The sequence below is a fragment of the Ignatzschineria sp. RMDPL8A genome (assembly GCF_029815055.1).
Classification (GTDB): domain Bacteria; phylum Pseudomonadota; class Gammaproteobacteria; order Cardiobacteriales; family Wohlfahrtiimonadaceae; genus CALZBJ01.
The window spans coordinates 225,914-239,358 of sequence record NZ_JAPPWA010000002.1 but is presented as its reverse complement, the minus strand read 5'-3'; the positions used below and the strand labels follow the sequence as shown (position 1 = coordinate 239,358).

The 13,445-nt window shown below is 48.2% G+C and carries 9 protein-coding genes; 6 read left to right on the top strand and 3 right to left on the bottom strand.

What is annotated here, in order from left to right:
- The first annotated feature begins 37 nt into the window (after positions 1–37).
- Complete coding sequence (locus OXI21_RS02580) at positions 38–1,627, top strand: flavin monoamine oxidase family protein (RefSeq protein WP_279618000.1); 1,590 nt, start codon at positions 38–40, stop codon at positions 1,625–1,627.
- Between the two features lie 95 nt (positions 1,628–1,722).
- Here the strand turns inward: OXI21_RS02580 and OXI21_RS02575 are convergent, their stop codons facing one another.
- From OXI21_RS02575 to OXI21_RS02565, 3 genes are read right to left on the bottom strand one after another with little or no spacing between them, the layout of a single operon-like run.
- Positions 1,723–3,690: a DUF2207 domain-containing protein gene (locus OXI21_RS02575; RefSeq protein WP_279617999.1), complete on the bottom strand. Its 1,968-nt coding sequence runs from the start codon at positions 3,688–3,690 to the stop codon at positions 1,723–1,725.
- Between the two features lie 41 nt (positions 3,691–3,731).
- Positions 3,732–5,681 carry a DUF2207 domain-containing protein gene (locus OXI21_RS02570; protein ID WP_279617998.1) on the bottom strand — a complete coding sequence of 650 codons (1,950 nt, stop codon included), beginning with the start codon at positions 5,679–5,681 and terminating at the stop codon, positions 3,732–3,734.
- Positions 5,678–6,229, bottom strand: a complete 552-nt coding sequence (locus tag OXI21_RS02565; RefSeq protein WP_279617997.1) for a LemA family protein — start codon at positions 6,227–6,229, stop codon at positions 5,678–5,680. Before OXI21_RS02565 ends, OXI21_RS02570 begins: the two co-directional genes overlap by 4 nt.
- 312 nt (positions 6,230–6,541) lie before the next feature.
- Here OXI21_RS02565 and OXI21_RS02560 point away from each other — a divergent pair, with 312 nt between their 5' ends.
- The 5 genes from OXI21_RS02560 to OXI21_RS02540 all read left to right on the top strand — a co-directional run bounded on the left by OXI21_RS02560 (position 6,542) and on the right by OXI21_RS02540 (position 13,280).
- Entirely contained in the window at positions 6,542–6,994 is a 453-nt protein-coding gene (locus tag OXI21_RS02560; RefSeq protein ID WP_279617996.1) for an RDD family protein, read from the top strand.
- Positions 6,995–7,003: 9 nt separating this feature from the next.
- Positions 7,004–10,387: a transcription-repair coupling factor gene (gene mfd, locus OXI21_RS02555; RefSeq protein ID WP_279617995.1), complete on the top strand. Its 3,384-nt coding sequence runs from the start codon at positions 7,004–7,006 to the stop codon at positions 10,385–10,387.
- A gap of 50 nt (positions 10,388–10,437) precedes the next feature.
- Positions 10,438–11,325, top strand: a complete 888-nt coding sequence (gene yddG, locus OXI21_RS02550) for an aromatic amino acid DMT transporter YddG (RefSeq protein ID WP_279617994.1) — start codon at positions 10,438–10,440, stop codon at positions 11,323–11,325.
- A gap of 173 nt (positions 11,326–11,498) precedes the next feature.
- Positions 11,499–12,869, top strand: coding sequence for a bifunctional UDP-N-acetylglucosamine diphosphorylase/glucosamine-1-phosphate N-acetyltransferase GlmU (gene glmU, locus OXI21_RS02545; protein WP_279617993.1), 1,371 nt, complete (start codon positions 11,499–11,501; stop codon positions 12,867–12,869).
- Positions 12,870–12,965: 96 nt separating this feature from the next.
- On the top strand, positions 12,966–13,280 hold the full coding sequence (locus OXI21_RS02540; protein ID WP_279617992.1) for a c-type cytochrome: 315 nt from the start codon (positions 12,966–12,968) through the stop codon (positions 13,278–13,280).
- The last annotated feature ends 165 nt before the right edge of the window (positions 13,281–13,445 follow it).

Below are 13,445 nucleotides of genomic sequence, written 5' to 3'. Positions count from 1 at the left end.
TTGATTATATGTATAATAATATATTAGGAGGTTGTTTATGACGAATGTAACTCGCCGCGATCTACTTAGAATGATCGGATATACCGCCGGAGCATCCGTGATGTATCAAGCGATGGGCGGTCTTGGTTTTGCCGCTGAATCCCCCCGCCTAACCCCACCCAAACTCGGGCCCGCACCAAAAGATGCCTCAGTCATTATCTTGGGCGCAGGCATTGCCGGCATGGTAGCCGCTTATGAGCTTAAAAAAGCTGGCTACAAGGTTAAAATTTTAGAATATCAATCCCGCGCAGGAGGACGAGCCCACTCGGTTTACGGAGGCGATCGCTATACCGATACCGATGGCGTTACCCAAGAGTGTCATTTCGATCCGGGGCTCTATTTCAACGTCGGTCCATGGCGCATTCCTTATCATCACCGCAACGTACTTCACTACTGTCAGGAGCTCGGCATTAAGCTCGATCCTTTTGTACAGATCAACTTTAATAGCTATCTCCACGCGCAAAATGCCTTTGGCGGCGAGCCTAAACGCTTCCGCGAACTCTTTAGTGATTTTAATGGCCATATTGCGGAACTGCTCTCAAAATCGATCCATCAAACCGCGCTCGATGAAACGGTTACCAAAGAGGATCAAGAGCGTCTTCTTGAAGAGCTCCGTGCCTTTGGCGGACTCGACAATGAATTTCGTTACACCGCAGCGAGCGGTTCTCCCCGTCGTGGATTTAGTAAACCGTTAGGCGGCGGATTAACCGGTGCGCCCGAGCTTTCAACCCCGCTTGAACTTAAAGATCTTCTCGATGCCAATGCGTGGCAACGCATGAGTTATCATTTCCAACATACCTTCCAACAAACGATGTTTGAACCAAAAGGTGGGATGGAGATGATCGGAAAAGCCTTTGGCAAAGCGCTCGAAGGGACAATTCAATATAACGCGGTGGTGACCGAGATTGATCAATCCGATACTGGTGTTACCGTCACCTATCGCGATCAAAAAAATGGCGATACGGTTCAAACTGAATCAGCGGATTTTTGTCTCTGCACCATTCCGCTCCCCATTTTACGCACCCTTAATATCTCGGTAAATGATGGACTCAAACAGGCCATCGACACCATTCCGTACGCCTCTGTGGTGAAAGTCGGCGCACAATATAACCGCCGATTCTGGGAGGAGGATGAAGCGATCTATGGCGGCATGACCTTAACCGATTTCCCCATTTCGCACATTGCCTATCCTTCCGCAACGGATGAAATTTTAAGCCGTGGCAAAGGGATTTTACTCAATGGCTATATCGCAGGACCGAATGGCGTGGAATACACCAAACTTGCGCCCGATGCCCGCGTTAAAGAGACGCTCAAATATATGGGACACATTCACCCGCAAGCGCTTGATGAGTATGATACCGGCTATTCCACCGCATGGGATAAAGTGCCTTGGATTCAAGGGGGCTACACCTCGTGGAATGATGCCTTGCGAGAAACTCATTACAAAACGCTCGCTGAAATGGATGGGCGCATCGTCCTCGCCGGTGAACACGTTTCCTACATCTCCGGCTGGCTTGAAGGCGCGGTGACCTCATCGCTCGATGCCATCGAACGTCTCCATGAAAAAGCGGTCAGCCTAAAAGGTTAATCATTCGATCGATAACCAATAAAAAGCAAAAATAGAGGGAGTAAGATCGAGATCTTGCTCCCTTTTTTAATCGTTTTAATTTTTCAATTTTTTAATTACCGGCCTCCGCCACCCCCGCCGCCGGATCCTCCTCCAGAACTGCCCCCGCCGCCACTTCCTGAGCTACTGCGCGAACTTCCACCAAATGATGAGCCTGATAAACCGCTCGGTTGTGCAAAGCCACTCGTTTGATTCAATGAGGCACGATAAGAATGTGCATTAAATTGGCGCTCTCGATACCACTTTGGCTGGTAGCCACGATTGGCATCCATAAAGTTGCTTACCCAGCCCTGATCAATGCCGAAAATAATGGCATAGGGAAGCAAATATTCAAATTCTTCGGGCGGCAAAATTTGATAACGTGCCTTATCGGTAATCTCCATTTTTTCGCGCAGTGCTTGCACCTGTTGAACCAAGAGAACGGAGGGCTCCTTGGGTCTTTCAAAGAGATAGGCAAACAGAATAAAAACAGCGACATTCAGAAGGCCCGCGATCGCAAAGCCAAACACTGCCGGCGTTATCTCTAAACTCCCCACTAAAAAAGGCACCATCAGTAAAAAAGGGGGAAAGAAGAACAGCGCAAAGATCCAATGGAAAAGCTGGTCCCCCAGCCTCCAATCCTTGCCCTCGCCCATCGTATAAATATAGACAAAGAGCGCAACAAACCCCAAGATAAAGACCATAATGGCCGTCGCTAGATTCTCGCCGGGCGATTTGGGATAACAATAGAGAATCGCAAGCGCAATCAAAATTCCAATCGTCAGCCAGCCATTGTGATTAGTAATGTGTTTTTTGCGCCGAGCTTGCAACGCTTCAGTATGCTGGGTCAGGGCAAGATAGGCCTGAAGTGGCGGCGTTTTAAATAAAATTTTAGCATGAGCATAGTCACTCAACGATTTCCGCCAACCAAAGAGCTTCATCAAGAGATGTTTTTCATCCTCATCTGCCGGCAAATCAGAGAGCCCACGAAAATTCCGGCGAATCCCCTTTGTATCGAAGATCACATACCCCCGCACCGCAAGATCAATCAGCGTAACATTAATCACCCGCATAGGCTCAATCACACGCCTATGAGCCAGCGCCATCACATCACCGACAGAGAGCTCCGCAGGCGGATAATATTGAATCCCAATCGCATGAGACGTTTTGCCCCGCGCCACAAAAAACCAGACGCCTAAATAAAAGAGAAAGAGCACGCTTGCTGAGACTAAAAACGGAATACTCGTTGAGCTAAAAATCGTGGGAAGGCGCTCCAAAATTCCATTATTAAAGTGATCGATCGGCCCTGCGACAAAACCTTGCTTTTCCACAACATCCGGAGTAAACCCAACGGCAATGGTTAATCCCTCACCGCTATTTAATGCCCGCGCTGCTCTAAATTCGATCGTGTTATCACTCCGCGACACCTCAACCCCGCGGAGCGTACTCCCCATCTTGCCATAATAGCTCGCTGCTTGAATAATCGAAGCGCCCGCAGGTAACGTCACCCGCGCACTCACCTGATTTATAGGGAATTTCCAACCATTGCCCGTCACATTGTAATAGAGCTCATCGTACTCCTTAAAAGAGCGAATATGATTCTCACTGCGCCACTTAATCTCATATTGCGCAACGCCTTTTGGGAGATAATTGGCGGCGAGATTCTGCTCAGCACCGGTTAAAAGGCGCATCGTATCCTTACTAACCTCCTCCGTCCAATAGTGCTCAGGCGCGCCATCGCGGGTCACCGAGATAATCTGATACGGCGTCTCAATCCGCTTATGATTTGGGTAATACGCCGTCTCATAATCCCGATAGATCCCCAAACGAACCGCTTGATGATCGACGATGATTAAGATGCGCTCCGTCCCCTCAATGGTGCCATCCGCTAAGATTTCCACATCGAGGTGATACTCCAAAATTTCTTCGGCAAAAAGAGGCGAAAGCAGTGACAGAGAGAGCACAATGCAAAACACCTGAACGGTGCGCAGAAAACCCCACATCGGACGTAATGTAGAAGGAAAATCCTCTGTTTGCTCTCTCATGATTGCCTCATCGTATGAATTATAGATTGTCTAATGACCTTTTAACGGCCACCTCCGCCGCCACCACCGGAACCGCCGCCCGAGCTTCCGCCACCGCGACTTCCGGAGCTACTGCCAAAGCCGCCTCCAGAACTTCGCCCGCTGCCTCTTCCAGAAGAGCCTGAGGATGCTCGGCTCGATATGCCTCGGCTCAATGCACCGGTTGCCATGCCCATACTGAGCGCACTAAATTCCTGACCCTTAAACCATTCAGGACGATAATATTGATAATTTTTTCTAAATTCCGCGAACCATTTTCCATCAAGCTCAAATAAAATCGCATAGGGAAGATGTTTCTCAAACACCTCTGGGGTCATCACTTGATAGCGCTCTTTATCGGCGATATTGATATAGAGTTTTACCCCTTCCAAATAGCGCAACATCGGCACGGTACTCTCTTTCGGGCGGCGCAGTAAATGGGTAGTAATCACCGGCAAAATCACAAGCGGAATCCCCGTTAAGGTAAAGCCATACATGCCAATATCCGGCGCCATTCCTGCCATAGAATAGGGCATTTTAGAGACAAACCCCACCGTTAAAATCGCTGCAAACACGCCCAAAAAGATCACCGCGCTGTACTCTTTCTCTTTAAAGTTGCTGATCATCGCATTCAAAAGGGGCACATACATGATCGATACCATCAGTAACACTACCGTCGCGACTTTTCCAACATGCGGTGAAGGGTAGATAAAGAGCGCTAACGCCCCAAATCCAAGCCCCAGAAAGATCGGCCAAATGGTTTTCTCATACTGCTTCACCCCGTCGCGCCGTAACGCCGCAATATACTTGCTTGTCGCGCTCACACAGGTTCCCGGGAGCTTGTTTAAAGCCAGTTTTTTATGTGCAAAGCGCCCCGTTTTTTGATCAAATGCCCAAAACGCTCTGAAAAACGTCATTAATTCCGGATCAGAAATCTTTGTGTGATGCGCCTTTTCACCCATTTTCGTAAGACTGATACTCTCCATATCAAGCTCCACAAGCCCCATCGCCGCAAGCTCCACAAAGGTTGCGCTAATCACCCGTTTTGCATCAAATTCATAGCCAAAATAAGCCGCTGCCGCTTTACCGACCACCAAAGAATCAGGTTGCTTAAATTCAGGTTTGACAACGCCAAGACTGTGCCGTTTCCCATAACGAAACCATGCCCAAACGTAGATCATCAGCATGCAGATAAGCGCCAATAGATGGGGAAGCGCATAGACTGGGAAAAACCCCGGAAGCCGCTCGAGTATCGCATTTTGCTGTTCATCCGCTAAGCTCGCTTTATAGCCCACATTTTTAATAATTTTGGGCGTGAATCCCACCGCGATGGTGAGTCCTTCTCGAGCTCTTAAGGGACGCGTTGAAGCAGCTTGAATGGTTTGAGGATTAATCTCCGTTAGCTCTCCCGATTCACGACTCCCCGAGCGCCCAATATAGCTCGCGCTCTGCTTAATTTGTACCGCTTCCGGCAGGTTCACCGTCACCGTTGCCGACTCAATGGGGAAACTCCACTCATTGCCGGTCGCATTATAATAGAGCTCATCAAATTGACTAAAACGGCGAACATGTTGCTTAGAGCGCCAAGTAATTTGATATTCCGCCTTCCCTTTTGGGAGATAATTCTCCGGCCGATTGTCGCGAGCGCCAGTAAACAATTTTAATACACCATCGCGTCGCTCCGTCCAAAAAGGCTCGGGCTTACCATCCCGGGTCACAGCAATAATTTCATACGGCGATTTATAAGATTTACCAAGGGCAAAAAACCGCTCCGGATATTCCCGATAGATTCCAAGGCGCACTTGATTGTGCTCCACCGTCATTAAAATGCGCTCTTGCCCATAAAGCTCCCCGGATTGATCGAGCGTTAACGTTGTGTCGTAGTTTAAAATGGTCTCTGCATAAAGCGGGCTGATGATCTGAATCAGTGCAAAAAGAATCAACGCCACTCCGAGCCGTAACGGTTTTATCATGAGAGTGATACCCCCGGTGATTTGCGCGCATTATCTTCACTGACGGCAAAATAGGTCCCATCACTAAAGCGAAAGAGGTTTGCAATTAACACATTGGGAAATTGCTGTTTGTAGATATTAAAATAACGCACCGTGGCATTGTAATAACGGCGTGCTTCACCGAGCAGATCTTCAATATCCACTAGCTGGGTTTGCAATTCTGAAAAGTTTTGATTGGCGCGTAATTCAGGATAATTCTCTACATTGACCATCAGGCGTGCAAGCGCACGGGAAAGCGCCACCTCATTTTTCCCGAGTGCCTCCACCGAGAGCGTCCCCGACATCCCGCGACTGCGAAGTTCAATCACCTCTTTTAACGTGCTCGACTCATGCAGACGCGTCGCTTTCACAACCTCAACGAGCATCGGCACCAGATCATAGCGCAATTGCAACTGCACATCGATCCCCGCGTACGCCTCTTCAATCAGCATCTTCCGACGAATTAATTGGTTATAGACAACGATCGAATAGAGGGCGACGATCCCTAAACCGATGATTCCGATTCCCATGCTTTCTCCTTTAAAATAATGGATACAGTGTACCAAGTTAGTGGACTAAAACAATGATCTAAGCCGAAAAAACGGTGCCAAATTCTCACCGATTATCGCGCCTCATTCTGCCCTTCTGGCCTATTTTCGCATTCAATGAAAGGCTGTGCCAATGGAAAAGCAATTTCCGCGCCGATTGAGGCTAAATTCATGATAAAATAGAGTCATTTTTGAGCAGTCTTTCCCTTAAGCACACTTTATCCGCGCCCCATCGCTTACCCGATGCGCTCGATCAACTTTACTTTTTGACCTGTTAAAAGGACACTACGCTGTATGACACAATCGGATTCACTCTACCCCATCGCCACGTTGCCACGCCGTTTAGGCGCACTTTTATATGATTTAATGGCGGTGATTTCGCTCTTTTTAGTGGTTGGTGCCATCTGGGTGATTGGGTTTAATGAAGGGCTGGCCATTGAGCCGGGACACGCGCTTTATGCGCCAATGATGAGCTCGTGCTTCATCGTTGCCGTGGGGTTTTTCCTCTTTTTCTGGCTCCGTGATGGGCAAACCCTTGGCATGCGAGCCTGGCGACTCTCTATCCAGAGCCGTAATGGGCAAAAAATCACTTTAATTCAAGCCTTAATTCGCGCACTGAGCGCCATTGTGAGTTTTCTTTTTCTCGGGCTTGGCTACTTTTGGGCGCTTATCACCCCAACGCAGATGACCTGGCATGACATGATCTCCCACAGCGTCATCGTTCAATTACCGAAAAAGCGACAATAATCGAGTATTATGAAAAAAATCAGCTTTAAATCGCGCCCCATTCCAACGCAAAAACGTACCGCTCATTGGGCGCTTGAAAATGCCTCTCACTTTGCGCTTGCGCTCACAAAATCGGCGAAAAATAGCGACCAAAATCTGGTGGTGATCGTTCGCAGTATGAAAGAGGCGGAAGAGCTTCGCGATGATTGCCAATTTTTCGGGGGCGAGGCTGAGATTTTCCCCGATACGGAAACGCTGCCCTATGACCCGTTTTCACCGCAGGTTGATATTATTTCCCGCCGGCTTGCGATCTTATCGAAGATTAAATCGGGGCAGATTCCACTCACGATTATTACCGTTCCCACCTTGATGCAACGGGTGGCACCGACACACTTTTTGGCCGCCAATGTCCTCCTTCTTGAAACGGGAAGCCGGATGGACATTGAGGCGTTTCGTCAAAATCTCGAAAAGGCGGGCTATCTTGCGGTTAACAACGTAATCTCGCCGGGAGAATTTGCCGTTCGCGGGGCGATTTTTGATCTCTATCCGATGGGCTATCACACCCCGATTCGGATCGACTTTTTTGACGATGAAATCGACTCGATCTACACCTTCGATCCCGATACCCAGCACACCGATGAAAAGCTTGAGATTTTCTCCTTACTGCCGGCGCGGGAATTTGATACAAGCTCGGAAGCGATCGCGCGATTTAAGGAAAAATTTGAAGCAGCATTTGGCGATAATCCCGAGCGTTCCTTAATCTATAAAGAGATTATTAAGGGGAATCTCCCTTCCGGAATTGAGAGCTATTTTCCGCTCTTTTTCCAAGATACCTCCACCTTTTTTGATTATCTTCCCCCAAAAACAACGCTCATCACCTTCCCTAATTTAGAGACCGAGGGACTTCGCTTTCAAAAGCTGATTGATGAACGCTATGAGCGCTATCGCCACGATATGACGCGCCCGCTCCTGCCGCCATCGCGCCTCTTTTTAACCTTAAGCGCCCTCTCAGGCACGATTGGCGACTACCCGCAGGTATCCCTTGAATTTAATGCGCCGATCTACCCGAGCATCACCCTCGATCACCTTAAAGCGCAGATGGATGAATCGTTTCCGCTTGTGATCTGTACCGAAACTTCCGGGCGCCGTGAGACCTTGATCGGCCGGCTTGAAAATGAATCGATCACGCCCACAGTTTTTCCCTCAATCAATGCTGTATTTGACGCGCCAACGCCCCTTGCGATAGTGACGGGAACGCTCCGCCATGGTTTTCGCCTTGAGACGCCGCCGCTTACGCTCATTACTGAAGATGAATTTTTAGGGATTACCCGCAGCCGTTATCGCTCTAAAGAGAAAGTGGCCAATATTGAGAATATGCTCACCAGTCTCGATGAGCTTAAACCAGGCGATCCGGTGATTCATCTCACCCACGGAATTGGGCGCTACGATGGGCTCGCAACCATTGATAATACTGAGCTTGTGGTGATTCGTTATCAAGATAATGCCAAGCTCTATCTCCCCATCACCTCCCTTGATCTACTAGCCGCCTATTCCGGCACCGATAAAACAAAAGCGCCGTGGCATAAACTCGGCTCGGATCAGTGGGATAAAGCCAAACGTAAAGCCGCGGAAAAGGCCAATGATACCGCCGCAGAGCTCCTCGATCTTTACGCCAAACGAGAGGCGCAACCGGCAAAAGGCATGAGCTTTCCTGAAGAGGAATATCGCGCCTTTTCTGAGAGTTTCCCCTATGAGACCACCCCCGACCAGCAGCGCGCCATCGATGAGATTATTGAAGATCTTAAAGAGGGCAAAATGGATCGCATTATTTGCGGCGATGTGGGCTTTGGGAAGACGGAAGTGGCGATGCGAGCGGCCTTTGTAGCGGTGATGAATGGCTATCAAGTCGCGCTCCTTGCCCCAACAACCCTCCTTGCGGAGCAACATGGGGAGTCGTTCCAAGATCGTTTTGCCGATCTTCCAGTGAAAATTGCCGCGCTCTCACGCTTTCGTAAAACCAAAGAGACCCGCGAGATTTTAGCCGCTGCCGAAAAAGGCGAGCTCGATATCATTGTCGGCACCCATAAACTGCTCTCCGATGATGTGAAATTTAACAATCTTGGCCTTGTGATTATCGATGAAGAGCACCGCTTTGGCGTGAAACAGAAAGAGAAACTCAAATCGATGCGTGCGGAGGTGAACTTCCTAGCGATGACGGCAACGCCCATTCCTCGGACGCTCAATATGGGGCTTTCGGGGCTTAAATCGTTATCGATTATTGCAACGCCGCCGGAAAATCGGATCGCCATTAAAACCTTTTTAAATGAGTGGAGCGATGAGCTTGTGCTCGAAGCGTGCCACCGTGAATTTAAACGGGGGGGACAGGTCTATTTTCTCCATAATGAAGTGCGAACCATTGAGAGTGTGCGCGAACGATTGGAAGCGCTCTTCCCCGATATCACCATTGCAGTGGCGCACGGGCAGATGCGAGAAACGGAGCTTGAAAAAGTGATGCTCGATTTCCACAGTCACCGCGTCAATATGTTGCTCTGTACCACCATTATTGAGTCGGGAATCGATATTCCGAACGCCAATACCATCATTATCAATCGCGCCGATCACCTTGGCCTTGCACAGCTGCACCAAATTCGCGGACGGGTTGGGCGCTCGCATCACCGTGCGTTCTGTTATCTCATTGTGCCGCCTGCCAAAGAGATGACGAGCGATGCGAAAAAACGGATCGAGGCCATTATGAGTACCGATACTTTGGGTGCAGGCTTTATGCTCGCCAATCATGACCTTGAGATTCGCGGTGCAGGCGAACTCCTTGGCGATCAACAAAGTGGCGAGATTCATTCCATCGGGTTTTCCCTCTATATGGATCTGTTATCACGAGCAGTTAAAATGGTGAAATCGGGACAAAAACTCAATCTTGAAGAGCCTTTTAATCCCACTACCGAGATCAGTATTGGCGTGCCGGCACTGATTAATGAGCTCTATATTGGCGATGTATCCGTGCGTCTCTCATTTTATAAACGCCTTGCGAGCGCCGCGAATCAAGAGGAGATCGATAATATCCATATTGAGATGATCGACCGCTTTGGCCTACTGCCGGAAGAGACCAAATTCCTGGTGCGCTTAACGGAGCTAAAACTTCTCGCGCGTCCGTTAAATGTGAGCAAAATTGAAGCCTCGAAAGAGGGGATTCGCATCATCTTTGGCGATAATCCGCATCTTGATGCCGAGCGCCTCATTGAGCTGATTCAAAAAGAGCCGCACCTGTATCAACTCCAAGGGCAAGAACTATTGCGTTATAAAGTGCCGCTTGAAAATCCGGAGCTGCGCATCAATGCCATTGTGAAATTGATTAAAGCGCTGCTCCCAAAGCCCCATAAGGCCGACTCTGACGCTTAATCTGTCACTGCCTGTAACTGCCTGTAACTTTGAGACTTGAGAATTCCACGATGAAAGCAACCATTTTAGGCATCAGTGCCATCATTATTTGGGGCGCATTTACCGCGCTCATTCGCTCGGTGACCGAGAGTTTCGGCGTCTCTTTAGGCGCTGCAATGATCTATAGCGTCGCCTCGCTGATTTTGATGGCAACGCAAGGCATTCCTAAAATTAGCCGCTTTCCAAAGCGCTATCTCCTCTGGGGCGCGCTACTCTTTATCGGTTATGAGGTCTTTTTATCACTCTCCGTCGGCCTTGCGAAAGATCGCTATCAATCGCTCGAGATCTCGTTAATTAACTATCTCTGGCCGACGCTCATTGTGCTCTTTTCCCTCTGGATCAATCAGGTGCGCCTCTCCTGGATCGCCATTCCCGGCATTGGTCTTGCGTTTTTTGGCGTTCTTTGGGCGCTGATGGGCGATTCTGGCTTTGATGTAAAAGGCTTTGCCGCCAATATCGCTGAAAATCCAGTACCCTATACCCTTGTCTTTATTGCCGCGATCTTATGGGGGATTTATTGCAATATTTCCAAGCGCTATGGCGATGGTCAAAATGGCGTTCCACTCTTCTTTGGGGGCGTTGCCCTTGCGCTTTGGCTTAAATTTTTAATCGGCGATGAGATGCTTATTTTTCCGGATACCCCGCGTCCTTATATTGAGATGATCGTTGCCGGCGTTATTATCGGGAGCTCCTATTCGTTTTGGGAATATGGCATTCAACATGGCAATATGATTGTGCTTGCGACGCTCTCGTACTTTACCCCGCTTCTCTCCATTCTCTTTTCGAGCATTTGGCTTGAAGTTACCCCGACAATGAATTTTTGGCTCGGCGCGATTATGGTGACGTTGGGCTCATTTTTGGCCTATCTCTCCACACGCAAATATAGTGCTAGACAATAGCCCGCGAAAATCAAATTAAAATGGCTCTTTTATATTCAAAATTCGGCTAAACTCAAGGCAACTGGGCATTTATTTCCGCTAATCCTTGAAAATTCGCTATACTGAAAAAATAATTAAAAATCGCCACCGCTTACGGGGCATAATCAATGAAATAGAGAGACAATAGGAGTCTTATGAAACCGCTATCAATTGTTATCTTGGCCGCGGGTCTTGGGTCACGCATGAAATCTGAACTGCCTAAACCGCTTCATAAAATTGGTGGAAAACCGATGCTTGAGCATGTGCTTCAAAGCGCGCGAACGCTCAATCCTACCAAATTGGTGGTGGTGTTTGGTCATCGCGGAGAGGCGCTGAAAGAGGCCTTTAGTGACGCCGATGATATCACGTGGGCGGAGCAAAAAACCTTTGAAGGAACCGGGGATGCCATGCGTTACGCCCTGCCTTACTGCGTGCCGGAGAGCAATGTGCTAGTACTTTATGGCGATACGCCGCTCATCAATCCCAATACACTCACCGAGCTTGTGGGTAAGCTTGAATCGACAGACCTTGCGTGGCTCACCGCAACGATGGAAAATCCCTTTGGCTACGGGCGTATTATTCGCGATCATAACGATCATATGATCTCCATTATCGAAGAGAAAGATGCGAACGCAACGGAAAAGGCGATTTGCGAGATCAATACCGGAATCTTTGCTACCACCTTTACCTTTCTCTATAACGCGCTACCGAAACTCACCAATCAAAATCAGCAAAATGAGTATTACCTCACTGATATTGCCGGCATTGCGGTAGATGAATCGATTAATATTGAGACCATTTCTGAAGATCCTGAACGCATTCGCGGGGTGAACGATCGCATTCAGCTTGCCGAACTTGAAGCCTACTATCAACGTGAAAAAGCGAAAGAATTGATGCGGAATGGCATTACCCTCGATAAGCCGGAAACACTTACGATTAAAGGCACTGTGCAAAATGGGTTTGATTGCCACATTGAAGCGAATGTGGTGCTTGAAGGGCATATTGTCCTTGGAAAAAATGTCCATATCGGCACCGGATGCGTTTTAACCGATGTGGTGATTGGCGATAATACCGAGATTAAACCCTATACGGTGATGATCGGCGCGAGCGTTGGAAAAAATGCGAGCGTTGGGCCATTTGCGCGCATTCGTGAAAAGAGCCAATTTATGGATGAAACCCGCATTGGAAACTTTGTGGAAACAAAAAACACGCACCTTGGCCACGGCAGTAAAGCGAGCCATTTAACCTATCTTGGCGATGCAGAAATTGGCGAGCATGTGAATGTGGGCGCAGGCGTGATTACCTGTAATTACGACGGCGTGAATAAATTTAAAACCACCATCAATAATGGCGCTTTTATCGGTTCAAACTCATCGCTTGTGGCACCGGTTTCAATTGGCGTTGATGCGACGGTTGCAGCTGGAACGGTGGTTGCGAAAGATGTTGCCGATCATGCACTTGCCCTCAATAAGATCGAAGCGAAGCGCATTTCTGACTGGGAAAGACCCGCTAAGAAAAAGTCCTAAAAAATGCGCCTTTGGCTAACAATACGCTATAATAGGTGGTATGATAACCGTTCATGATCGTAGTTAAACTATATTTATCATTAAGGAGTTGAAATCATGAGAAAATTATTCGTTGCTGGTATGCTTGTTGCAGGTTTAATGACTTCTGCAAACGCTCAAGTAGACCCAGAACTCGCAACTGAATCAGGATGTTTCGCGTGTCACAGACAGGAAGTTGGAATTATCGGTCCTAGCTACGACGACGTATACGAAAAATACAAAGATGACGAAGATGCGGAAGACTACCTCGTACATAAAGTACAAAACGGTGGTGCAGGTGTTTGGGGTGATATCCCTATGGCGCCTAACTTCCACGTAGACGAAGATGATATTCGTTTAATGGTTGAGCAAATTCTTCACAAAGCTGAGTAATTTGTACTGCCATAACTCATCATCCAATTGAGTTATATTGATATTGAAGACCCTTTAGAAATGTTTCTAAAGGGTTTTTTTATGCCTGTAATTAAGGCCACTCCTCAAGTGTACCACTTCTAAATTCCGAGCAAATAAAACCCCTTTAGATCGTTTGACCTAAAG